The organism is Rhodobacter maritimus (assembly GCF_058747975.1).
In genome coordinates this window covers 1,288,436-1,311,660 of record NZ_CM179095.1, presented here as the reverse complement: position 1 = coordinate 1,311,660, position 23,225 = coordinate 1,288,436, and the positions used below count along the sequence as shown (strand labels likewise).

Below are 23,225 nucleotides of genomic sequence, written 5' to 3'. Positions count from 1 at the left end.
ACGCCATGGCAACCGAAATCCTGATGCCCGCGCTGTCACCCACGATGGAAGAGGGCACGCTGGCGAAATGGCTGGTGAAAGAGGGGGATACCGTTTCCTCCGGCGACATCCTGGCCGAGATCGAGACCGACAAGGCGACGATGGAGTTCGAGGCCGTCGATGAAGGTATCGTCGGCAAGATCCTCGTGGCCGAGGGCACGGCGGGCGTGAAGGTCAACACCCCCATTGCCGTCCTGATCGAAGAAGGCGAAAGCGTGGAGGCCGCGCCGAAGGCGGCAGCCCCGGCAAAGGCGGCCCCTGCGGCGGCCCCCACACCGGCAGCGGCGCCCGCCGCTCCGGCCCAGGCCGCGCCGGCCGCCCCCAAAGCGGACGGGAAGCGCATCTTCGCCTCTCCCCTTGCCCGGCGTATCGCCGCCGAAAAGGGGCTGGATCTGGCGAACGTCAAGGGCTCCGGGCCGCATGGTCGTATCGTCCGGGCCGATGTGGAGGGTGCCAAGCCCTCTGCCGCTGCACCGGCCACGACCACGGCAACCGCCGCGGCGCCCCCGGCCCCCGCGGCCGGTGCACCCGTATCGGCCAGTGCGATCGCCAGGATCTACGAAGGCCGCAGCTACGAGGAAGTTCCGCTGGACGGCATGCGCAAGACCATCGCCGCCCGCCTGACCGAGGCCAAACAGACGATCCCGCATTTCTATCTGCGCCGTGAGGTGCGCCTGGACGATCTGATGGCCTTCCGTGCCGATCTCAACAAGAAGCTCGAGGCGCGCGGCGTCAAGCTGTCGGTAAACGACTTCATCATCAAGGCCTGCGCCCTTGCCCTTCAGGCGGTACCCGATGCCAATGCCGTCTGGGCCGGCGACCGGGTGCTGAAGATGAAGGCCTCGGACGTGGCAGTGGCCGTCGCGATCGAAGGCGGGCTGTTCACCCCAGTGCTGCAAGATGCCGAAAGCAAGAGCCTGTCGAAGCTTTCGGCCGAGATGAAGGATCTTGCCGCGCGTGCCCGCAACCGCAAGCTTGCTCCGCACGAATATCAGGGCGGCAGCTTCGCCATCTCGAACCTCGGCATGATGGGGGTCGAAAATTTCGACGCCGTGATCAACCCGCCGCATGGCGCGATTTTGGCCGTGGGCGCCGGCATCCGCAAGCCCGTGGTGAATGCAGACGGAGAGATCGCCGTGGCCACCGTCATGTCGATGACGCTCTCGGTCGATCACCGCGTCATCGACGGGGCGCTTGGGGCAGAGCTGCTTGCCGCCATCGTGGACAATCTTGAAAACCCGATGGCAATGCTGGCCTGATATTGACCGACGGTCTTGCCCATCATTCACGACATTCGGTGCTCCGGGAAATCATCCTGGAGCACCGTTTTATTACGGACCCGTTGGCATATTTCTGGAACAGAAACACCTTCGACGTAGAGGTGCTACGATCCGAATTCGATGCAGGCGGTTATGACCTGATCGTCAGCTTCAAGGACATCACCCACCACGTTCAGCTGAAATCCACACGAATGGCGGGCAAGACTACCCATGTCTCGGTTGGCACAAAGCTTGCCGAACGGCCTCCAGGATGCGTCATCTGCTTTGAGATCGACGACACACTCGGTGTAAACGGCTACCTTTGGTTCGGCGCGAAGCCAAGGCTGCCGGTCCCGCCGATGGATGAATTCGCGGTTACCAGGCACACAAAGGCGAATGTGAAGGGCATAAAGGCGGAACGCCCCGCGCACCGCCGGGTTTCGCTTCGCCGGTTCACCCCCATCGGTCGGATTGACGACCTTGTTGCCGCGCTTTTGGGGCCCGTATAACAGCCGTCAATCGCAGTCACAGCCTTTGAGGCGATGATCCATCCGGACCGAAGGCTGGTCACACCCGGCCTCCCCCACGATCTTGGCGGGCACACCGGCTACGGTCTTGCACGGCGGCACCTCGCTCAGCACGACCGAGCCCGCAGCGATCCGGCTGTTCGCGCCCACGCGAATATTGCCCAGCACCTTCGCGCCGGCCCCGATCAGCACCCCGTCACCGATCTTCGGGTGACGATCCTGCTCTTCTTTGCCGGTCCCGCCAAGCGTCACCGAATGCAGCATCGAGACATTGTCGCCCACGGTCGCCGTTTCCCCGATCACGATGGAATGGGCGTGGTCGATCATCACGCCCTTGCCGATGCGCGCCGCGGGATGAATGTCGACGCCAAAGGCCTCGGACGTGCGCATCTGCACGAAATAGGCAAGATCACGGCGGCCCTCACGCCAAAGCCAATGCGCGACCCGATAGGATTGCAGCGCCTGGAAGCCCTTGAAGAACAACAAGGGTTGCAGCAGCCGATGGCAGGCCGGATCACGTTCGTAAACGGCCACCAGGTCGGCACGCGCGCCCTGGCTCAGGCTCGGGTCGGACTGATAGGCTTCATCCGCGATCTCGCGCAGGATCTGCTCGCTCATCTCGCCCGAGGCGAGCTTGAGCGAGAAGCGGTAGGCGAGCGACCGCTCGAAGCTTCCGTGGTGCAGCACACCCGAATGGATCATGCCGCCCATCAACGGTTCATCCCGGACCGCCGCGCGCGCCTCGTCGCAGATACGGTCCCAAACCGGGTCCACCGCAGCGACGTGCGCATTGCTTTTGGCCATGACCTGCTCCTTCGTGATCTGACGAACCTAACACATAGTTGCCTCGTGACATAGTGGAAGGGCGCAAGCACAAAAAGCGCAAATCGCTAACGGACCGGTCAACAGGCCAAAATGTCACGCGGTTGGCAGCATCAACTCAAGATAATGAATTGCCAGCCGAACGCGCCCCGAGGCAAACTCCCCGCCGGCCGCGGTCAGTTGCAGCGCCTCGGGCGCCCAGTAGGCCATAGGTTGCGACAAGAGCCCCCGCGCCCATGACCCGGCCGCCACACCCAGCCCCGAACCGAAGCGGTCCTCGGCCCCCGCATTGCCCAGTGACCAGCTGTTCAACGAGCCCTCGATCGCCTCGATCACCCGCGCCGTGACGCCGAGAACCAGAACCCCGCCCGGGATCATCGCAGAGCTTGCCGAAACAGGTCCGGCGCCGATGACGTGATCAATCTCGAGAACACCGGCCTTCATGCCGGCGCCGTGGGCCGAGCAGGTCATGGCCCCGACGATCCAGCCCGCAGGGCCGCAGATCGCCTCCAGCCCACGGTCCTGCACGAAGGCGCGCCAACCCGGCACGGGAGTAACAAAGACCCACCCCCCGTTCGCACCGATCGCCACCTGCCCTTCATGCCCCGACCAGGCATTGACGGCCCCCGAAGGCACGCCATAGGCCGCGCCCTCGATGATCGCCGCGGGCGGGGTCGCCATCGTGACCGATTGCAGGACAAGGTTCACCAGCCCGTCCAGACGCGCGAAGGCCTCGTTCACGGTGACATGTTTTTGCGCCTGTGCGGGCTGCAAAAGCGGAAGCGACAGGCGATGGGTCTCACTCATTGATTTCAATCCTTGTGAAAGGTCCGGGTCCGAATGTCTCAGAGATCTGCGCGACCTCGATGGCGAAGGGGCCGCTTATGCCGTCCGCCGCGCGGGCCGCATCCGAATAGAGCCAGAAGGGGCTTGCCAAAAGCACCTCGCGGCGCGTTGCACCGCCTTGTCTGACGCGCAGCAGATACCCCTCCGAGCCCTCACCAAGCGGCACGTCGAGCGCGCTCCAGTTATCGCCGCCGATCCGGGTGCGCCGGATCCAGCTCAGATCAAGGCCGGCCGCATTGCGCACCCATCGCAGGTGACACGGGCTCAGCGGGCGTAATCCGATCCCGCTGAAGGCCTGCGCGACATGGGTATAGGAGGGATCGTCATATCCCCGCAGCGCCGGACCGATCCGGTAGTGGCGGGTCACTTCGCGCGCCTGCAAAGACAGTTCGATCTGCTGCGGCGCACCATCAAGAATGACCACGCGGCTGCCCACGGGCCAGACCGGCGGCATGATCGCGTCGGTTCCCGCCTGACCGCGCAGGCGCAACGACAGCTCCCATGTATCCGGGGCGACAAGTTCGGCATTGGCGAATTGCATCACCTCCCAGTTCGTGGCGCTGCCGTCACCGATGGCCATCGCATTCGCCCCGTCCAGAAGCCGCGCAACGGAAACGGATTGCAGCTCTCCGCCCTTCAGGCGCAGCCGCAGCGGTGCGCCGCGATCCCATAGACCGGGCTTTGCGGCCTCCAGCGGCGACAGGGTTTCCCCGACAATCGCCCGCCGCTCGATCAGGCGCGAAAACGCATAGCCGCTGTCCTCGCCCGAGGTATAGACGGCAACGTTTCCCGGCCAGGGCGTCGCCGTGACCGCCAGATGGGGCGCGTGGGGCACCTCTTCGCCGCTCAGCAAGGGCAGGTCCATGAAGACCGGCAGCACCGGGATCGGCGGCACGAACGGCTTGGGCAGGGCACGCTCTTCGGCCTCGTCCGAGCGCAGGTAGACGCCGGGCTCGATCCGCACCGCCTCGACCGCACTGACGCCTGCGCTTTCCACCCGGTCAAGCCGGTAGCGCAGGGCACCGCGATCCCCCGCGATCTCGACGACATCGCCCGCCCCGATATGGCCAAGCGATGGCGGAAGCGTGAAGCGCGCACCATCGCGGGCCACACGCGCCTCGGACAGCCACCGCTCGACGATGCCCTGGCTTTCGCTGCGCGTCATCGCGAGGTTCAGCTCGGACGCGGCGGCCGGGCCATCGACCTCATCGGGGAAGATCGCCTCGACCGCGCGGGTTTCGTAATCGCCATCCGCTTCCACATAGGACAGGCGAACCCGCCCGGCGGTCTCGGCCTCCGGCGCGCGAAGGGTCTCCAGGGTCGGCGCATCCCCGACCGCCAGCAGATCGGGCTGCAAGACCGCATCGACGCGGCCCAGACGCATCTGGAACCGCAACTGGCCGTCACGCTCGACCGCTTCGAACCCGTAGGCAAGCATCAACGCCTGCAATGCCCCGCGTGCGGTTACCCCCGGCGGCGGCATATACCCGCGCACCAGCCCGTAAAGGTCGGAAACATCGAAATTCACCAACCCCGAGCTTGCGCAGATCTCGGCCACGACGCTGGCAAGCGGCTGCGCCGTCACCCGGCCGGAAATCCAGTGCCCGCGCGGGTAATTCCCGGCATCCGTCCAAAGCGTGCCGTTGGCCGGAAACTGCGGATAGGGCCGCGCATCCCATGCCCAGACATGGCTGCGCCCGGCATCGACCATCCGCCCACCGTAACTGTCTGACAGCGGGTTGTTTTCCGGCTGCGACCAGTAATCCGACATGGCCCGCAGATATTGCTGCTGGATCAGTTCGTCCCGTCGCCCGTCGGAATACCACGGAAGACTGGATTCCGAGCTTTTGGGGTCAAGAAACTTGTTGGGCTGGTTCGTTCCCTTGTCGACGGCCGCACAACCGATCTCGGTAAACCAGATCGGCTTCGAGCGCGGCTCCCACGCCGTCGGGAGGTTCTGGCGCACCCCGCCGATCCGTTCGTGATGCGGGTTTTCCCACCACGCGCGGATGTCCTTGTAGCGCCAGATCCACGGCTCGTCATGCGCGCCATCGGTGATGGGCGTGCGGATCTGCAAATCCCGATGGGTCTGGTTTTCGTAATACCAGTCGAACCCCTCGCCCCCCGCGATATTGGCGCGCAGGTAGTCCAGATTGTAGATGCTGCCCCATCCGGCATCGGCGTGATCGTCACCGTCGCGCCAGTCCGACAAGGGCATGTAGTTGTCGATCCCTACGAAATCGACATCCGGACTCGCCCAAAGCGGATCGAGGTGAAAGAACCTGTCGCCGTTGCCGGGCTGATAGCCGAAATATTCCGACCAGTCGGCGGCATAGCCGATCTTGCACTCTGGCCCGAGGATTGCGCGCACATCCGCAGCAAGCTGCACAAGCTGCGCCACGGCAGGAAAGCTGTCATTCGCCCCCCGGATCTGCGTCAGCGCGCGCATTTCCGAGCTGATGCAGAAGGCATCCACCCCGCCCGCCATCGCGCACAAATGGGCGTAATGCAGAACGAACCGGCGAAGCGACCACTCTGCCGGGCCGTGATAGCCAAGCGTCTGGCCGTAGCGAATGAAATGTTCAGGCCGGGCCCCTCCGAAAAAGGCTGCCACCTGCGTTGCCGCCGCGGCCGTGCCATCCAGGCTGCCCGGTTGCCCCGGAGCCGCCGACAGGGTGATACGCCCCCGCCACGGCAGCGCGGGTTGCGATGCGGCCCCCGTCCACGGGTCCGGCAGGGTGTTTGACGTCAACTGCTCCATCAGGATGAACGGGTAGAAGGTCACGGATTTGCCCGCCTGCTTCAGCGCCGCAATCGCCTCCAGGACGGCGCCGTCCGCGGGTGTGCCGCCATAGACCGCCTTGCCCTCGCGCCGCACGACCTCTTGCGCATCGGCGCGGACAAGCCCCGATACGACCCAGGGCATGGGCGTGCCATCGACCGACTTACCCTCGACCTTCGGCCTGATCTCGCACGATCCGCAGCGCAGATCGTCACCGAACCACGACACGACCAGCGACACCGCCTCACAGTTGGGCAGTTCCTCATCCAGGATCGACAGCGAGGTCGAAAAGTCGGTCATGCCGGAGGGTGTGTTCTCATTGGCCACATTCTGCTCGCCCAGGCCGAAATTATAGAGAACCGGCGTAGTGGCCAGCGAATACTCCCCCGTGCCGGGGATCATTGCCACCGCGCGGGTGCCCCGGATCAGGTCGGGAACATCGCCGATGCCCGCGCCCTGCGCCGGGCGCACCACTTCGAAGGTGAATTGCGGTACGCGGTTGCCGAACCGCTCCAGCGCAAGATCCTCCAGCACGACATAGGCGATCCCGCGATAGGCCGGGGCGCGGTCCGCCCCCTCGACCGCCGCGATCTTGGGGTCCGGAAGCTGGTCTTCGGAACCATCATAGACGCGCATGTTCAGATCGCCGCGAGCGATCTCGATCCCGTCGGCCCAGACCCGCCCGACACGAGTGATCTTTCCCTCGCAAAGTGCAAGCGCCAGGCTGACGGAATAGCTGTAGTTGGTGACCGTCGGACGGGACGCACCCTTGCCGCCCTTCTGCCGGGTGGCGGTTTCGAAGAAACGCGTTGTCCAGATCACCTGACCGGGGATACGCATCCGCCCCCACAGCCGACCGATCGGCGCGCCCTCTCCGGCGCTCGACAGGCGCAGGCGGTCCACCCGCCCCGTTTCCACCGAGCCCGAGCCCGCGCCCAGCAGCTTCTGGTCGATCGCGCGCCCGATCGTCGCCCCGATCGCGCGCCCGATCACCGCACCCGAAAGCCCCAGAACGGTGCCGCCAAAGCCGGCCCCGACCGCCGCACCCGCGGCGGAAAGCAAAATCGTCGCCATTCTCAGGCTCCTTCAGGAAAATCAAAACGCGCCACGATCCGCCTGCGCCAGGGAAGCGACAGGGGGCTCTCGATCACGCCGTGGCCGTTATAGGCATGGATGAATGTCGCCTGCGCGCCGGTCTGCGCAAAGATCCCCAGATGCTTGGCCACGGCACCCTCGCGCATGCGAAACAAAAGCACCTGGCCCGGCGCTTCCGGATACCCGCACGGCAGGGCCCGAAGGTGCCGCCGGGCGGCGGCCCAAAGCAGCTCCTCCCGCCCGGTTTCGTCCCAATCATCGGTATAGGCCGGCATCGGCTCTGGCTCTTCGCCATGAATCGCGCGCCAGATGCCGCGCAAAAGGCCCAGACAATCGGTGCCCGCCCCCCGGACCGAGGCCTGATGCTGATACGGCGTGCCCAGCCAGTCCCGCGCGACCGCTACAACCTGCTGCCCGCTCATCGGAACAGGCTTCCGCCGTCATTCGTGCCCGACGACACCGGGTAGGACATCAGCCAGTCATCACCCGGAATATGCGGAAAGCCACGAAAGTTCAGGTAGTTGTTGAACTTGAGCCGACAGGTGTCCTCGCGCCGGTCACAGCCGGCCTCGATCCGCACCCGATCGCCCGGCGCGACCCCGGCGGCAAGGCCTTGCCACAGCTCGATCGTCCTTGCGCCCTGCCCCTGAACCCGGTCGTTCTTGATCTGACCGACCAGCCCCTTCGCCTTGCCCGTCAGAACCCGAAGCCGGCCCTTCTCGAACCAGCGATCCGCAAATCCCGCCACCTGGGCAAAGTGGAAAACCTTGGCCTCGCTGATCCGCTCGACCTCAAGCTGCGCCGCATATCCGCTGCGGTCGAGGTTGAAGCGGCAGTGCCCGTCACCCAGAATGGCCGAGCAGCGCGGATGAAAAATGCGCCCCTTCTCGGCCCCCAGCTTTTCGGACAGGCCCCGCAGCTCGGCCGTGAAGGCGCCGTCGCCGCGCGTGATCTCGCCCATATGGCCGCGAAAGACCAGCGCGCGTTCCTCGGGCGCGGCCCAGTTCACCAGCCAGGCGCGCACCTCTGCGCCGTCAAAGCGGCCCGCCAGAATGTCCTCCTCACTGATCGCGTCGGAGGACAGCGCACCGAAAGCCTCGGTATTGTCGACCGACAGGCCTGTGGTCTGCGAAATCGCCCTGGCGGTCATCCCGCTTTGCGGCGCGAAGGCGATCCCCTCGAAATTCAGCGGCAGGTCATGGTCGGTAAAGCCCAGAACGGTGCCATCCGTGCGCGTCACCGCCCAGGCCCGCGCCACACTCGTCGCGCCCGAGGCCAGATGCGTTTTCAGACTTTCGGGATAGGCCATCAGAGACGCACCTCCACAACCGGAACCTGCGGCAGGTCGCCCGCCTGGAAGGAGGCAACCGAAACCTGAATGCGATCGGTATCGAAGCGGACCGGCACGTCGAACTCAAAGCCCGCCGTCACCCGCACACCCTCGGCCGGGGCGTCCTGGAACAGCACGATCCCGGTTTCGGTATCGACGGTGAAAGGCACCGCCTCGGATTGCCGGTCGCCCTGAAGGCCCACCTTCACCGTCCCCGCAACTGGCTTGAGGATCGGGCGGACATACTCCACCCCGCCCGAGCGGTAGGTCTTGACCAGCTGGAACGCGCGCGCCGCGCCATCGGCCACCGCGATCAGCTGATCCTCGAAATCCACCTGTTTCGAGGCCGGGCAGGATTTGTAGTCCGCCCAGTCCTTCCAGCGAAACCCGTGCAACTGGCCCTGGCGCGCCTCGAAGAACGCGACCAGCGCCTCCACATCGTCCAGGCTGCGCAGCCCAACGCCTGCGTCGTAATGCCTGCGCGAATGCGCCCAGGGGGTGTTGCGCTCTTCAAAACCGTTGGAAAGCGTCACGATCTCGGTGCGCCGTTCGGGCCCGCCGACCGAGCCGAAGCTGAGATTGGCGGGAAATCTGATTTCGTGAAAGGCCATGGCTGCTACTCAGCGGTTGCGTTCGCCCCGCGCAAGCGCGCGGTTCAGTTGCGCGGCGATCTGGCTTTGGCTGCGCGCAAACCCCGCCACATCGGGCGTCGATACATTCATCACGACATTGACCGCGCGCCCTCCGCCCGCGGCCTGCACGCCCAGCCGTCCGTCGGGGCCGCGCGCAAGCGGCATGATGGCCTCGGGGCCGGCCTCGCCCATCAGGCCCGTCGCGCCCCGCATCGGGAAACGGACGGGCGAGGAAACCACGCCCCCCTTCGCAAAAGGCATCACCCGCCCCTGCGAGAAGGCGCCCCCGTCGGCAAAGGGCAGAACGCCGCTCAGAAGCGCGTTCATGCCATTCGCAATCGCGCCGCCCACCGCGTTCTGCACCGGCCGCATCGCGGCGGCATAGACGCTGTCGCTCATCGTGCGCGCCACGCTTTCCAGCGCATCCGACAGCTTCATCCCGTCAAAGATCAGCCCGTCAAATGCGCGTCGCAGCCCGCGGCCAATACCGTTGCTCAGCGTGCTGACCTCGCGGCCGGTAAAGACCATGCTTTCCCGCATCCGCGCCAGCTCCTGATTGAACGCCCCCGCCATCGTCTCGGCCCCGCCGAGCGCGCGTTCAAGCGCCGCCGCCTGCTGGCCCAGACCGTCCAGCCCGTCAACCTCGATCATCACCCGTTCCTTTCGCTTCGTCCGGCCATTGCGCCACCAGCGCGTCCAGCCGCGCGCGCGTCAGCGGCGGCGCACCCGCCGCCTCGCCCAGCATCAGCGCCAGTTCGGCGGGGCTGAGCCGCCAGAAGGCCGCGGGCGCAAGCCCCAGCCCGCGAATGCCCACCCGCATCAACCCGACCCAATCAAGCCCGCTCATGCGCCGCCCGGAACCGTGAAGGCGCGGGCAAGCAGCTCTGCGGCCACCCGCGCCGCGCCGACCGCGCCGCCCCCGATCTCCACGGTGCGCAGATCCGCCGCGGTGCCGTTCCAGCCGCCGCCCCGCAGCCCCGCCACCACCAGCAACAGCACATCGCGCGACGAAAACGCCCCCTTCTCGAACCGCTCGACCAGCGCGATCATGCTGCCCTCGGCCAGTTCGGCCTCAAGCTCGGCCAGGGAACCCAGCGTCAGCTTGGCCACATGGCGCGTGCCGTCCAGCCAGACCGCCACCTCTCCTGCCCACGGGTTCGCCATCAAAGCGCCGTGCAACCAAGCGCCCCGGCCGAGGCCATGCTCAGCTCATAGCTCGCCTCGCCGTTATGGCTGCCGGAATATTCCACCGCCGTGATCATGAAAGGCCCCTCGACGATCCCGAAATCGGGAATGATGACCTGGAAAAGCGGCACCTCTCCGTCGAAGAAGATCTGGCGCGCGCGCTCATCCGTGGCCGCATCCTTGAACACGCCCGAGCCCGAGATCGCGGCCGAGCGCACCCCCGCCCCGCCCAGAAGCTCGTGCCAGCCGCCCTGCGATTCAAGGCTGGTCACGTCGACCGTTTCGGCGTTGAAGCTGATGCGCGTGGCCCGCAGCCCCGCGATTGTCTCGAATTGCCCGCCCCCGTTCAGGTCAAGCTTGATCAGAAGGTCCTTGCCGTTCTGCGCCGCCATGGCTGTCTCTCCGGTTGTGTGAATGGAAAATGGGCGCCGCCGGAACGCGGCGGTCGGCCCGATGTGACCTTGTGCGCTCAGCCCTCGACGCGGGCGCGGAAGGTCAGGTCGATGCGGCGCAGCGTGCCCGCCTCGGTGCGCCGTGCCCGCGCCCGCAGGAACCACAGCCCCACCAGACGCCCGCGCGCCAGCACGAGGCTCGCCCCCACCAGCGCGTCCGACACCGCCGCGGCCACCGCTTTGGCGGCTTGGAACCCGGCCTCGTCCGTCACGACCGAGACCACGAAATCATGCTCGGCCCCCGCGCCCGTCGCGTCCGAGGCATCGCGCACATCCTCCGGCCCGAGGCTGACATAGGTGCCCGTCGGCGTGCCCGGCGGTACCGCGTCATGGATCGCCTCGCCCACAAGTGCGGCAAGCGGGGCCGCGGCCCGCAAGCGCTGATAGATCGCCGCCTGAAGTGCGGCGCTGACGGCATAACTCATGCAACGACCTCCTCATGGGTGAAACAGGTCAGATAGCGGCCGCGCGGGTCGGCCTCGCTGACGGCAAGGATGCGAAACACCCGCGTGCCGTCGCGGAAACGCTGGTCGGCCTGCGGGCGGCTGGCCGCGCCGGGCGGGGCCGCGCGCACGGTGATGCGGTAGGGCACCGTAGCCAGCGTCACGAACTCGCCCGCCCTCTCGCGTCCTGCGCCGGACTTCACCGCGGCCCACAGATGCCCCAGGACCTGCCATTCCAGCACATGCCCGCCCGCGCCATCGGGCATCCGCACCGCCGCCTCCAGCGCCAGCCTGCGGCCAAGCTGCGGCGCGCTCACAGCGCACCGCCGATGCTGCGCACCGTGCGCCAGCGTGCGATCAGCGCCATCACGCCAAACGGCATCGCAGCGCCACCCTGCGCCGCGCCCTCATGGCGGGTCTCGTAATATTGCGCGGCCAGCAGAAAGACCGCCTGCGCCAGGTCCACGGGCAGATCCGCCCAACCCAGCCCGAAGCCCGCGGTAAAGGCGATCTCGGCCACCCCGCCCACCGGAATGCCGGGCAAAAGCCCCGCCACCGCCTCCAGCCGCGGGCGCGACATGTCGCGCACCAGCCGGTAGCGGGCAGGGTCGATGACGGTCGGATTGCCCTCGCGGTCGCGCATCCGCAGCACGCGCAGCGCGCTGACCGGCGCCAGCGGCAGCGGCTGGCCCCCCTCGCCGCGCCAGTGCTCCAGCTCCAGCAGGAAGTCGCGCGCCAGCAGCACCTTGGAGGTCCGCCCCTCGATCGCGGCAAGCGCCGCGCGCAGATAGCCCTCAAGCGCCGCGTCCTCGGCGCCCAGATCGGCAAAGCCCGTGCCCAGCCGCAAATGATCGCGGAATTCCGCGACCGGCAGCGCCGCCGAGGGAACCGCCGTTTCTTCGTTCAGCATCATGGAGTTTCTCCGGATTTCGCGTCGCCCCCGCAGGGGAATTGGGCGCGGACCCTCCCGCCATCGCTCGGACGGAGGGAGCAGCTAGACGACAGCGGTCGAACCCGCGCCCGGCCGAAACCGGGGGCATGCCCCCGGCCCGATCCGCCCCCTTTACGCGGTGGCGAATTTCAGCAGCTTGATCGCGGCGAAATCGCTCACATCCCCGCCCACGCGCTTGGAGGCGTAGAACAGCACATGCGGCTTGGCCGAGAACGGATCGCGCAGCACGCGCAGCTCGGGGCGCTCGGCGATGGTATAGCCGTTGCGGAAATCGCCAAAGGCGATCGCATGCGCGTCCGAAGCGATGTCGGGCATGTCTTCCGCGATCAGCACTGGATAGCCCATCAGGCGCGCGGGTTCCCCGGCCTGAAGGCCGTCGGTCCACAGGAAGCGGCCATCCGCATCCTTCATCTTGCGCACGGCCCCCGCGGTTTTCGAGTTCATGACGAAGGTCGCATTCGCGCGGTATTCGGCATCCAGCGCATAGACCAGATCGACAATCGCGTCGCTCGCGTTCGAGGCGGCGAAATCGCCGTCATTGCCGGTGGCGACATAGCCCAGGTTGCCCCAGCTCCAGGTCTCCTCGGGCACGCTCGCATGGGTCAGCAACCCCGTCGGCTTGTCCACGCCTCGGCTTGTCCACGCCATCGCCATTCACGAACGCCGCAGCCTCGGCGCGGGCGAACTTGTCCGCGATCCGGCCCGCCAGCCAGCCCTCGATATCGAAGGCGCTGTCGTCCAGCAGCCGCTGGCTGGCCTTCGGCATCGCCGACAGCTCGTGCAGCGGGATCGAGATGCGGTCGATCTGCGGCGTGCCCGTCTCGCTCAGCGCGGCGGTTTCCGTGGCCCAGCTCGAGCCCATCTCGGAATGATCGACCAGCACGTCGAACGAGGTCGCCTCGACATTCACCACATTGGCGATCTGCCGGATCGAGGCCGTGGCCTTCAGCACGCCCCGGATCGTTTCCGAGGTCTGCGGATCGACCAGATAGCCGCCCTCGGCCGACACCTGGGTATTGAGCGCCTTGCCCTCGAGGACAAGGCCGCGCAGGCCGTCATCATCGCCCGAACGCAGATAGGCGGCAAAGGCCTTCTGGTGCGGCGCCTCTTCGGCGGCAGCGGCAAGGGCGGGGCGCCCGAAGGGCGTGGTCTTGGTCTGAAGCATGGTCAAACGCTCATCCTGTTGTTGAAATCTGGTCTTCACTTCGTCCTGAAAGCTTTTGACTTCCTTCAGGAAACCCGCGATCGCGGTCTTCACTTCGGCGGCCGGGTCCGGGCTTTCGGCCATGCCCGTCCCCGCCCGAGCCTTCGTCTCGGTTTTCATCGTCTCTCCATCTGTGGCTGGTGAAAGGGGGCAAACCGCTCAGCGGTCGGCCAGTATCCGGGCCGCCGCATCCAGTGTGGCGGCCAGATCGTGCAGAAAAGGGGCGTCCGGCGTCGCGCCCTTGGCCGAAACCCGCGCCTCGCGCAGCATCGGGAAGGTCACGAGCGAGATTTCCCAAAGGTCGAGCTCCGCCAGAAGCCGGCGGCCCTTCGTATCCTTTTCGGCCGCGATCGTGCGATATCCGATCGACAGCCCGTCGATCGCCCCGGCCGCGATCAGCACCGCCGCCTCGCGCGCGCGCGCCACATCGGGCAGCAGGCGCCCCTTGACGAACAGGCCGCGCGTGTCCTCGCGGATCTCGTCCCAGATGCCGATCGGTTGCGCCGGATCATGCTGCCAAAGCATCTTGACCGAGCCGCCCCGCGCCGCCATCCGCTCCAGCGAGCGGGCATAGGCGCCGGGCTGCACGATGTCGCCACCCTGATCGGCAAGGCCGAAAAGGCTCGCATAGCCCTCGACGCGCGTGCCATCGGCCACTTGAAGGACGCCGCCCTGGCAGAACTTCAACTCCAGCCCGTTATCAGTTGTTTTCATGTGATTTCCTTATCTGGGGGCATATTCGAGAATGCCCTGGACTGCCTGCGTCAGGATCACGGCGACAACGCCGTAGACCGTCATCCACAAGCGCCGCTCCAACCCTTCGATCATCGTCTCGATCCGGCCCAGGCGCCGGTCGACCTGGCTGAATTGCAGATCCATGATCCGCTCGGTCGCCTCGAAACGCTGCTCGTGAATCTCGAACGGCTCCTTGAGGTAGCGCGACCCGCCTTCCGCCATGGGCCCTAGTCCTCCGCCACCGCCGGAAGCCCAAGCAGCACGCGCTTCTCGGCATCGCTGAGAAAGCCCGCCTCGCCGATGCGCTTCCATTGCTGATCGCGTTCGGCGGCAAGGGCCGGAACCTGATCGGGGTCGGGGCGCAACTCGACCACCTCGCCCATATGGGACGAGAGCCACCAGGCCACCGCCGCGGTCACCCGCGTCGCCAGCGGCAGCACGGTCAGCCTGTAGAAGGCGCGATGGGCCTCCTGGTAATTCGCGTAGGTCGCGTCGCCCGGAATGCCCAGAAGCATCGGCGGAACCCCGAACGCCACGGCAATCTCGCGCGCGGCGGCGGCCTTCGTTTCGTGGAACTCCATGTCCGAGGGGCTAAACCCCATCGGCTTCCAGTCCAGCCCCCCTTCCAGAAGCATCGGCCGCCCCGCGTTGCGCGCGCCCTGATGATGGGTCTCCATCTCGAAGACGAGCCGGTCATACTGATCGGACGACAGGGTGCCCTGCCCGTCGACGCCCTTGTAGATGATCGCCCCCGAGGGCCGCGCCGCATTGTCCAGAAGCGCCTTCGACCACGCACTGGCCGCATTATGCACATCAATCGCCGTCGCCGCCGCCTGAAGCGGCGACAGGCCGTAATGGTCGTCCTGCGGATGGAAAGCCCGGATATGACAGATCGGATCGGGATGCCCCGTCATGTCGAAACGATGCCTGCGCCCGCCGACCGAATAGTCATAGCCCACCGGCCAGCCATCCGCCCCCGGCACGATACTGACCCGGTCGGAGCGCAGGACATGCAGCTCACGCGGCAGCCCCGGTTCGGGCGCGACCGCCTCGAGGTAGCCATTGCCGGACAAGAGCATCTGGCCGTAAAGCGCCTCGAAAAGCTCGGCCCGGCCCTGCCCGGCATTGGGACGCCGCACAAGATCGAGGATCTGGTGCTGCTCATAGCGCCGCGCGCGGTCCTGACAGACCAGCGGCATCGCCGCCGCCGCCTCCGAGATCAGCTTCACACAGCGAAACCCGACCGGATTTCCGGTGAAACCCGACCGCGCTAGGCTGACATTGTCGCGCGGGCTCCAGACAACGCGGCCCGACCCGGCCGCCATGGCCACCACCCGCCCCGTCGCCGAAGCTTTGCGCTCCGGTGCAGGCGCCGCGGCAGCCTTTCGAAAATATTGCATTACCATCCCGTTCTCCTCAACGCGCGGCAACCGCGCCCGGCTGCGAAAAGAAACGGGCCGGGAAATCCCGGCCCTGCGCTTTTTTCCAGATCGCCGGGGGCTTCGCGCCCCCGGACCCCCGCGGGATACTTTCACGAAGATGAAAGCAGATTCACCTTTGTCCAAATATCCCCGCCGGAGGCATCAAAGTTTTCTCATCTGCGGCCGGCTCCAGCGGGACGCGGGTTCGATGACCAGTTCATGCAGCGCCCAGACCAAGGCATCCACCCGGTCGGGCGAGCCCGTTCCCAGATAGCCCCGGACCGTCATGCGGCACATCTGATCCTCGAGCGCGCCCAGGCGGCCGTTTTTGAGGTGCCTGACACGGCCCTGCTCGTATAGTGCGGCGACGGGTTCGGCCCGCAGCCCCTTGCCGCGGCCGGCCCGCAGGGCGCGGAAGGGCAGCAAGGGGTCGATCTGGCGCAAGACGCTTTCGACAAGATCCCCGCCCTGGTTGACCTCGGCGACCAGACGCTCGGCCCCGTGGCGCGCCATCGCGTCGATTGCCGCGCGCGCCCATTCCACCGGGGAGGTCGCGCGGATCGTCGCATCCTCGAGCACGACGGCCTGCCAGTCCTGCGGCGGGCCCTGCATCCGCACGCCTGCCACCACGATACCGCATTCGTCGGAATGCGCGTGCCCCGTCACGGCCGGATCGAGGGCGACCACGATCCGGTCGAGCGGCGGCGCCTGTTCGATCCGCAGCCCTTCAAGCATCGCCGTCGTCCAGAGGGCGCCCTCGACATCTTCCAGAAGCACACCGTCAAGCTCTTGCCGGCCAAGGCGCGTGCCGGCGTAACGGCTTTGCACCTCTTGCAGGAACGAGGCCGCCAAATAGGCGCGGTTCGCCTCGGTCGGGGCGTTCGTCACCACCGTCGAGGGGTTTTTCAGGATCGCCTTCAGAACCCTCACATTGCGCGGGGTCGTGGTGATGACCTGCTGCGGATGATCGCCCAGCCTCAGCGCGAATTGCAGCATGTCCCAGCTTTCCTCGGCCTTTTTCCACTTGGCTAGCTCATCCACCCATGCCGCATCAAATTGCGGGCCGCGAAGTGCCTCGGGCTCGTGGGCGGAGAACACCTGCGCCACCGCCCCGTTGGGCCAGACAAGGCGCTTGCGCCCCGCCTCCCAGTCCGGGCGCCGGTCGGGGGGCGAACAGGCCAGAATCCCGCTTTCGCCGAACACCATCACCTCGCGCGCCTGATCGAAGGTTTCGGCCACCAGCGCCACGCGCCTTGCCTTGCCGGGGTCGAGCGGGCGCGCGCCCTCGGTCACGCTGCGCACCCACTCGGCCCCGGCCCGCGTCTTGCCCGCACCGCGCCCGCCCATGATGACCCAGCTTTTCCAGGCACCCTCGGGGGGCAGCTGATGCGGCAGCGCCCAGAATTCGAACATCCAGGGAAGGGCCAGGAACGCATTGTCATCCAGCCCTTCCAGAAAGCTATCCACCTCCTGCTGCGTCGCGGAGGCGAGCCAGGCGGCGCCCGATCTCATCTCGCGCCGCGTCGAAGTCGAGCGCGTGATCGCGGACGACTCCGGCAACCTGCTTGCGGAGTTTTTCAACTCTGGTCCTCTCATCCATTACCATCTGAAACGCCGCGCGAAGGTCGCGCACGGCTTGTTGCGCGGCCTTGGCCTCACCGATCTCGCCGCGCCGGACCCTGTCCATCACGGCCGCCAGTTCGCCGGCGATTTCACGATACAGAACTTCGGTCTCCGCCAGCAGATCTGCCGGAGCCGCTTCCTCAGCCGAGAAAGTCATCTTCATCTATTGCTGGTCCCGCCTCTCATGCCTGTTCCGCACGAGCGAAATGAAAAAGCGGCGCCGGGTTGCCCCGTGCCGCTTGCCCACTTCTCCTAGCATGACATGTCTCTACCTTAAGGCGTTTGCAAAGTCAATATATAAATTCAAGGTTGAGTGCGGTGCCATGAAAAAAACCCGGCACATGCCGGGTTTCCCGTTTCAGTTCCCCGATGCGCCCTGGGATTGCTGCGCCTCGATCTCGCGCCAGCGCGCGACGTTGCGGTTATGCTCGTCCAGCGTTTCGGCGAACGCATGCCCGCCGGACCCGTCGGCCACGAAGAACAGAAAGTTCGTGCTGTCGGGGTTCAGCGCGGCCTCGATCGAGGCCCGCCCCGGATTGGCGATCGGCGTCGGCGGCAGGCCGTCGATGACATAGGTGTTGTAGGGCGTTTCGCGCCGCAGCTCGGACTGGCGCAGCCCGCGCCCCAGAACGCCCTGCCCCCCGGTCACGCCATAGATCACCGTGGGGTCGGTTTGCAGCTTCATGCCCTGCTCAAGCCGGTTCACGAAGACGCTGGCGACCTGCCGGCGCTCTTCGGGGACGCCGGTTTCCTTCTCGACGATCGAGGCCATGATCAGCGCCTCTTCCGGCGTCTGATAGGGCAGCCCGTCGGCGCGGCCGGCCCAGGCTTCTTCCAGCGTGGCGGCCTGACGGCGCTGCATCTCGGCCAGAAGCGCCGCGCGCTCGGAGCCGCGCGACACTTCGTAGCTGTCGGGCGCAAGGCTTCCCTCGGGGGGAAGCCCGGCAACCTCGCCGCTCAGGAAATCGGCACGTTTCAGTGCCTCGACCACCTGCCAGCTGGTCGCGCCCTCGGCCAGTGTCACGCGCAGCCGCACGTCGGGCCGGGCCGCCTCATCCACGAAATTCGCGGGTGCCGCCTCGGTGGCGGGGTCGAATTTCGCCTTCTCCTCATAGCGCCCCGAGGCCGGGTCAAGCTCGCGCAGGATCATGTCGGTTGCATTCACGCCGATGCGGAAGTTCACCTCGGTTCCGCAGGTCGACGGGCCGCCCGCCGTCACCTGATCCACGATCTCGGCCATGGTCGCATTCGGCTTGATCAGGTAAGAGCCGAATTTCAGATCGTCCGCCTTGCCCGTATAGTCGGCACCCGCACGGAAGATATAGGGCGACGAGACCGCCCCCAGCTCGGCCAGATCCTCGGACACTGCCGACAGGCTGGCCCCCGGCCTGACCTGAAGGCACACCGCCTGCGCAAGCGGGCCCGGCTGGTCGTATTGACGCTTGGCCCAAGCCGCAAGACCGCCCAACGCGATCAGGATCACCACCAGAAGCGTCAAGAAGTTCGATACGATGTTACGCCACATCAGCCGCGAACCTTGCCCAGCACCAGGCTGGCGTTGGTTCCGCCAAAGCCGAAACTGTTGGACAGCGCCACGTTGATCTCACGCTTGACCGCCTTCAAGGGCGCAAGGTCCAGCTTCGGCTGAACGGCCGGGTTTTCAAGGTTCAGCGTCGGCGGCGCGATCTGGTCGCGGATCGCTAGCACGCAGAAGATCGCCTCGACGGCGCCCGCCGCGCCCAGAAGATGCCCGATGCTCGATTTCGTCGAGGACATCGTGGCCTTTGCGGCAGCATCGCCCATCAGCCGCTCCACCGCGCCCAGCTCGATCGTGTCGGCCATGGTCGAGGTGCCATGCGCGTTGATATAGTCGATATCCGCCGCATTGATGCCCGCGCGCGCGATCGCGGCACTCATCGAGCGGAAGCCGCCATCGCCATCCTCGGACGGGGCAGTGATGTGATAGGCATCGCCCGACAGGCCATATCCCAGAACCTCGGCATAGATCTTCGCGCCGCGCGCCTTGGCGTGCTCATATTCCTCAAGCACCACGACACCTGCGCCCTCGCCCATGACGAACCCGTCGCGGTCCGCGTCATAGGGACGACTGGCCTTTTGCGGCTCATCCTCGCGCTTGGTGGACAGTGCCTTGCAGGCGTTGAACCCCGCGATCCCGATTTCCGAGATCGGCGCCTCGGCCCCGCCCGCCACCATCACATCCGCATCGCCAAGGCCGATCAGCCGCGCCGCATCGCCGATGGCATGCGCCCCGGTCGAGCAGGCCGTCACCACCGCATGGTTCGGCCCCTTGAAGCCGAAGCGGATGCTAACCTGCCCCGACACGAGGTTGATCAGCGACCCCGGAATGAAGAAGGGCGACACGCGCTTGGGGCCCTTTTCCTTGATCAGGACCGCGGTCTCCGCGATCGTGCTCAGCCCGCCGATCCCCGAGCCGATCATGACGCCGGTGCGCAGACGGCTTTCCTCGTCCTCGGGCATCCAGCCCGCATCGCGCACCGCCTGTTCGGCCGCAGTCATCCCGTAAAGGATGAAATCGTCGACCTTGCGGCGCTCTTTCGGCTCCATCCAGTCATCGGGGTTGAAGGTACCGTCGCTGCCATCGCCATAAGGGATCTCGCAGGCGTATTTCGTCACCACGTTCGAGGTGTCGAACCGCGTGATCGGCCCTGCGCCCGATTGCCCCGCAACCAGCCGCGCCCACGTTTCCTCCACACCGCACGCAAGCGGTGTAACCATCCCCAAACCCGTGACTACGACCCGACGCATGCCCCACCTCTTCAGGTAATTTCTCTGTCGGCAAGTTGATACACGCGGGCGGGGAACCGTGCAACTGATGCGCTTTGCACTGCGTCGAACTTTGCCTATGTTCCGGCACCCAGCGGATAGTCCGCCAGCACCTCGTGAAAGGGCGCCCCCCGCCCGAGGGTCGAGCGGTAAAGCGTGAAATGCCCAACCCGGAACGGCGGCAGGCGCAGATCGGCATGCGCGGCCAGGAACTGGCCCAGCCGGTCACGATCCCCCGCGCCAAGCCGTTTCGGCAGCCGCGCCAGCGTGACATGGGGGCGGAAGCGCACGCGCCCAAGCCCAAGCCCCGCGCCGCGCAACGCGCCCATGACCTTGTGATGCAGCGCGCCCAGCGCGGGGTTGGGGGCAACCCCAAGAAAGACCAGCCCCGGCGCCGGCCCCCCGAACACATCGACACCGCACAGCGAAAGCTCGAAGGCCGGAAGGCGCAGGCCCTGCAAGGCGGCATCGGCCTCGGCGATAACGCCGTCGGGCTGCTCTCCCAGAAAGGCCAGCGTCAGGTGCAGGTTGTCGGGCGCCACATGGCGGCCAAGCGGCAGCCATTCCTGCAAGGCCCCGATGGCATCGACCACCGGCTCGGGCAGATCAAGCGCCACGAATGCCCGCATGCCTCCTCCGCGTCTGGCCGGTGCCCCAAATGCAAAGCGGCGCCCATTGGGCGCCGCATGCATCCGATCCCGAAAGGATCAGGAGGCTTCCGTGATGAACTTCACCGCGTCGCCGAAGGTCTGGATGGTTTCGGCGGCGTCATCGGGGATCTCGATCCCGAATTCTTCCTCGAACGCCATGACCAGTTCAACGGTATCAAGGCTGTCGGCGCCCAGATCGTCGATGAAGGACGCGGTCTCGGTGACCTTGTCTTCTTCCACGCCCAGATGCTCCACGACGATCTTTTTCACGCGATCTGCGATGTCGCTCATGTCAATTCCTCAAATTCGAGGGCCTTGCGCCCTGTCACTTCCTTGCTCATTCCGAGCGGCTCAAGCGCCCCGCTTTCGCAAGGCCGCCGACGGGCATAGCCCTCCGGCCAGTCACGCCGCCTATAGCACAGTCATGCCTCAAGGCAAGCCGTTTCGCAAGCGTCCAGACCTGCGTCAAACCATCGTCATGCCGCCGTTCACATGCAGCGTCGCGCCGGTGACATAGCCCGCCTCGGGGCTGGCCAGATACAGGACCGCCGCGGCGATTTCGTCGGGCGTGCCCATGCGGCCGGCCGGAATCTGGCCGGAAATCTTGGCTTTCTGCTCCTCGTTCAGCTTTTCGGTCATCGCGGTGGCGATGAAGCCGGGGGCCACGCAGTTTACCGTGATGCCGCGGCTGGCAACTTCCTGCGCAAGGCTTTTCGAAAGCCCCACAAGACCCGCCTTCGCCGCGCTGTAATTGCCCTGGCCGGGGTTGCCCGTCTGCCCCACAATCGAGGTGATGTTGATGATCCGGCCCCAGCGCGCCTTCATCATGCCGCGCAGGACGCCCCGCATAAGCCGGAAAGACGAGGTCAGGTTGACATCGATCACCGATTGCCAGTCCTCGTCGGACATGCGCATCAGCAGGCCGTCACGGGTGATGCCCGCATTGTTGACAAGGATATCGAGCCCGCCGGCCGCATCCGCAGCCGCCTTCGGCAGCGCCTCGACCGAAGCCGGGTCCGACAGGTTCGCCGTCACGACATGGCTGCGCGCGCCCAGCTCATCGGCCAGCGCGCGCAGCGGCGCCTCGCGCGTGCCGGACAGGATGACCGTGGCCCCGGCCGCATGAAGCGCGCGCGCAATATCGCCGCCGATGCCGCCCGACGCACCGGTCACCAGCGCGCATTTCCCTGTCAGATCGAACATGAGGCCCCTCATCCAATGCCAAATGATGCGCCTCCTTAACAGCGCATCGGGGCCATTTCCACCGGTTTGCACCGCCTATGGGCGCAAACACCACCCAGGGTATTGTGGACCGAATCGCACGCACGCCCCGCGCGATCCGGCAACGCGTCCGGTTCAGGCGATCGCGGCGGCCACATCCTCGGGGGTGCCGATGGCCTTGCATTCGGCCTCTTTGGCGATGCGCCGGATCATGCCCGACAGCGCCTTGCCCGCGCCGACCTCCCAGAAAGAGGTGACGCCCTGCGCGGCCATCCATGCCACGGATTCCCGCCACCGGACCGAGCCGGTCACCTGGCGCACCAGCAATTCGCGGATGACTTCCGGATCGCTGACCGCTTTGGCGCGAACATTGGCCACCACCGGCACGGCCGGCGCCGCGATCGTGACACCGGCCAGCGCCTCGGCCATGGCGTCGGCGGCGGGCTGCATCAGCGCGCAATGGAACGGCGCGCTGACCGGCAGAAGAAGCGCGCGCTTGGCGCCCTTGCCCTTGGCAATCTCGACCGCGCGCTCGACCGCGCCCTTGTGGCCCGAAACCACGACCTGGGCGGGATCGTTGTCATTGGCGGCCTGGCAGACCTCGCCCTGCGCGGCCTCCGCGGCGACGGCGGCCGCCGTCTCGAAATCCAGCCCCAAAAGCGCGGCCATCGCGCCCTCGCCGACCGGCACGGCCGATTGCATGGCCCGCCCGCGCAGGCGCAACAGCCGCGCGGTATCGGACAGGCTCAGTGCGCCCGCGGCACAGAGCGCCGAATATTCACCCAGGCTGTGGCCCGCCACGAAAGCGGCCGTTTCCACGCCCACCCCCTCGGCCTCAAGCGCGCGCATCGCCGCAAGCGAGGTCGCCATCAGCGCGGGCTGCGCATTCGCGGTCAGCGTCAGCTCTTCGATCTGACCCTCCCAGATCAGCGCGGACAGCTTTTCGCCCAGCGCCGCGTCCACCTCGTCGAAAACCGCGCGCGCGGCCGGATAGGCCTCGGCCAGCGCCCGCCCCATGCCGATCGTCTGCGCGCCCTGCCCCGGAAATACGAATGCCCTGCTCATGCCATCCTCCTTGAACCAGCCCCGATCTAGCGCGGCGCGGGCGTTCACACAACCGCCCGCGCACAGCCCCTGTGCACCGCGCGGCATGGCCCGGTGGGCGCGCACGCCCTATTTTCCGCGCGAACGATCCCTTACAG

Annotated in this window: 26 protein-coding genes and 1 pseudogene; 2 read left to right on the top strand and 25 right to left on the bottom strand. The window is 66.6% G+C overall.

All coding sequences use genetic code 11. From position 1 onward, the window contains the following. Positions 1–5 precede the first annotated feature (5 nt). On the top strand, positions 6–1,298 hold the full coding sequence (locus AC4PTO_RS06610) for a pyruvate dehydrogenase complex dihydrolipoamide acetyltransferase (RefSeq protein ID WP_492732937.1): 1,293 nt from the start codon (positions 6–8) through the stop codon (positions 1,296–1,298). 2 nt (positions 1,299–1,300) lie between these two features. Continuing rightward, on the top strand, positions 1,301–1,807 hold the full coding sequence (locus AC4PTO_RS06605) for a hypothetical protein (protein WP_492732936.1): 507 nt from the start codon (positions 1,301–1,303) through the stop codon (positions 1,805–1,807). A gap of 6 nt (positions 1,808–1,813) precedes the next feature. Here AC4PTO_RS06605 and cysE read toward each other — a convergent pair whose 3' ends face one another. From cysE to fabD, 25 genes and pseudogenes are all read right to left on the bottom strand, one after another. Beyond that, the gene (cysE, locus tag AC4PTO_RS06600) at positions 1,814–2,629 is read right to left on the bottom strand and encodes a serine O-acetyltransferase (RefSeq protein ID WP_492732935.1); all 816 of its coding nucleotides are present in this window, start codon (positions 2,627–2,629) and stop codon (positions 1,814–1,816) included. 114 nt (positions 2,630–2,743) lie between these two features. Then, the gene (locus AC4PTO_RS06595; RefSeq protein ID WP_492732934.1) at positions 2,744–3,454 is read right to left on the bottom strand and encodes a DUF2793 domain-containing protein; all 711 of its coding nucleotides are present in this window, start codon (positions 3,452–3,454) and stop codon (positions 2,744–2,746) included. Next, positions 3,447–7,349 (bottom strand): baseplate multidomain protein megatron, encoded by a 3,903-nt coding sequence (locus AC4PTO_RS06590; protein WP_492732933.1) that lies wholly within the window; start codon positions 7,347–7,349, stop codon positions 3,447–3,449. Before AC4PTO_RS06590 ends, AC4PTO_RS06595 begins: the two co-directional genes overlap by 8 nt. 2 nt (positions 7,350–7,351) lie before the next feature. After that, complete coding sequence (locus tag AC4PTO_RS06585) at positions 7,352–7,792, bottom strand: C40 family peptidase (protein WP_492732932.1); 441 nt, start codon at positions 7,790–7,792, stop codon at positions 7,352–7,354. Continuing rightward, on the bottom strand, positions 7,789–8,679 hold the full coding sequence (locus AC4PTO_RS06580; protein ID WP_492732931.1) for a phage/gene transfer agent baseplate hub protein: 891 nt from the start codon (positions 8,677–8,679) through the stop codon (positions 7,789–7,791). The genes AC4PTO_RS06585 and AC4PTO_RS06580 overlap by 4 nt, the downstream gene beginning before the upstream one ends. Then, complete coding sequence (locus AC4PTO_RS06575; protein WP_492732930.1) at positions 8,679–9,311, bottom strand: phage distal tail protein, Rcc01695 family; 633 nt, start codon at positions 9,309–9,311, stop codon at positions 8,679–8,681. Before AC4PTO_RS06575 ends, AC4PTO_RS06580 begins: the two co-directional genes overlap by 1 nt. Positions 9,312–9,320: 9 nt before the next feature. Continuing rightward, positions 9,321–9,983, bottom strand: a complete 663-nt coding sequence (locus AC4PTO_RS06570) for an RcGTA-type gene transfer agent tail tape measure protein (RefSeq protein ID WP_492732929.1) — start codon at positions 9,981–9,983, stop codon at positions 9,321–9,323. Continuing rightward, a complete protein-coding gene (locus AC4PTO_RS06565) occupies positions 9,970–10,179 on the bottom strand; it encodes a rcc01693 family protein (RefSeq protein ID WP_492732928.1) in 210 nt (69 codons plus the stop codon). The genes AC4PTO_RS06570 and AC4PTO_RS06565 overlap by 14 nt, the downstream gene beginning before the upstream one ends. Further along, positions 10,176–10,496: a gene transfer agent family protein gene (locus tag AC4PTO_RS06560; protein ID WP_492732927.1), complete on the bottom strand. Its 321-nt coding sequence runs from the start codon at positions 10,494–10,496 to the stop codon at positions 10,176–10,178. Before AC4PTO_RS06560 ends, AC4PTO_RS06565 begins: the two co-directional genes overlap by 4 nt. Then, a complete protein-coding gene (locus tag AC4PTO_RS06555; protein ID WP_492732926.1) occupies positions 10,496–10,909 on the bottom strand; it encodes a phage major tail protein, TP901-1 family in 414 nt (137 codons plus the stop codon). The genes AC4PTO_RS06560 and AC4PTO_RS06555 overlap by 1 nt, the downstream gene beginning before the upstream one ends. Positions 10,910–10,986: 77 nt before the next feature. Further along, entirely contained in the window at positions 10,987–11,394 is a 408-nt protein-coding gene (locus AC4PTO_RS06550; protein WP_492732925.1) for a DUF3168 domain-containing protein, read from the bottom strand. Then, positions 11,391–11,729 carry a head-tail adaptor protein gene (locus AC4PTO_RS06545; RefSeq protein WP_492732924.1) on the bottom strand — a complete coding sequence of 113 codons (339 nt, stop codon included), beginning with the start codon at positions 11,727–11,729 and terminating at the stop codon, positions 11,391–11,393. The genes AC4PTO_RS06550 and AC4PTO_RS06545 overlap by 4 nt, the downstream gene beginning before the upstream one ends. Then, positions 11,726–12,325 (bottom strand): head-tail connector protein, encoded by a 600-nt coding sequence (locus AC4PTO_RS06540; RefSeq protein WP_492732923.1) that lies wholly within the window; start codon positions 12,323–12,325, stop codon positions 11,726–11,728. The genes AC4PTO_RS06545 and AC4PTO_RS06540 overlap by 4 nt, the downstream gene beginning before the upstream one ends. 150 nt (positions 12,326–12,475) lie before the next feature. After that, a pseudogene (locus AC4PTO_RS06535) lies at positions 12,476–13,688 on the bottom strand (phage major capsid protein). A 39-nt stretch (positions 13,689–13,727) separates the two neighbouring features. Next, complete coding sequence (locus AC4PTO_RS06530) at positions 13,728–14,282, bottom strand: HK97 family phage prohead protease (RefSeq protein ID WP_492732922.1); 555 nt, start codon at positions 14,280–14,282, stop codon at positions 13,728–13,730. A gap of 9 nt (positions 14,283–14,291) precedes the next feature. Beyond that, the gene (locus AC4PTO_RS06525) at positions 14,292–14,525 is read right to left on the bottom strand and encodes a GTA head formation protein, RCAP_rcc01685 family (protein WP_492732921.1); all 234 of its coding nucleotides are present in this window, start codon (positions 14,523–14,525) and stop codon (positions 14,292–14,294) included. A gap of 5 nt (positions 14,526–14,530) precedes the next feature. Then, a complete protein-coding gene (locus tag AC4PTO_RS06520; protein WP_492732920.1) occupies positions 14,531–15,709 on the bottom strand; it encodes a phage portal protein in 1,179 nt (392 codons plus the stop codon). Positions 15,710–15,886: 177 nt separating this feature from the next. Further along, positions 15,887–17,236, bottom strand: a complete 1,350-nt coding sequence (locus tag AC4PTO_RS06515; protein ID WP_492732919.1) for a DNA-packaging protein — start codon at positions 17,234–17,236, stop codon at positions 15,887–15,889. After that, positions 17,184–17,510: a hypothetical protein gene (locus AC4PTO_RS06510; protein WP_492732918.1), complete on the bottom strand. Its 327-nt coding sequence runs from the start codon at positions 17,508–17,510 to the stop codon at positions 17,184–17,186. The genes AC4PTO_RS06515 and AC4PTO_RS06510 overlap by 53 nt, the downstream gene beginning before the upstream one ends. Positions 17,511–17,705: 195 nt before the next feature. Then, positions 17,706–18,872 (bottom strand): endolytic transglycosylase MltG, encoded by a 1,167-nt coding sequence (gene mltG, locus AC4PTO_RS06505; RefSeq protein WP_492732917.1) that lies wholly within the window; start codon positions 18,870–18,872, stop codon positions 17,706–17,708. After that, a complete protein-coding gene (gene fabF, locus AC4PTO_RS06500; protein WP_492732916.1) occupies positions 18,872–20,134 on the bottom strand; it encodes a beta-ketoacyl-ACP synthase II in 1,263 nt (420 codons plus the stop codon). The genes mltG and fabF overlap by 1 nt, the downstream gene beginning before the upstream one ends. Before the next feature lie 95 nt (positions 20,135–20,229). Further along, the gene (gene thpR / locus AC4PTO_RS06495) at positions 20,230–20,781 is read right to left on the bottom strand and encodes an RNA 2',3'-cyclic phosphodiesterase (RefSeq protein ID WP_492732915.1); all 552 of its coding nucleotides are present in this window, start codon (positions 20,779–20,781) and stop codon (positions 20,230–20,232) included. A gap of 78 nt (positions 20,782–20,859) precedes the next feature. Beyond that, positions 20,860–21,093 carry an acyl carrier protein gene (locus AC4PTO_RS06490; RefSeq protein WP_096434201.1) on the bottom strand — a complete coding sequence of 78 codons (234 nt, stop codon included), beginning with the start codon at positions 21,091–21,093 and terminating at the stop codon, positions 20,860–20,862. A 174-nt stretch (positions 21,094–21,267) separates the two neighbouring features. Then, on the bottom strand, positions 21,268–22,005 hold the full coding sequence (gene fabG, locus AC4PTO_RS06485; protein ID WP_492732914.1) for a 3-oxoacyl-ACP reductase FabG: 738 nt from the start codon (positions 22,003–22,005) through the stop codon (positions 21,268–21,270). A gap of 153 nt (positions 22,006–22,158) precedes the next feature. After that, a complete protein-coding gene (gene fabD, locus AC4PTO_RS06480) occupies positions 22,159–23,088 on the bottom strand; it encodes an ACP S-malonyltransferase (RefSeq protein WP_492732913.1) in 930 nt (309 codons plus the stop codon). Positions 23,089–23,225: the final 137 nt, after the last annotated feature.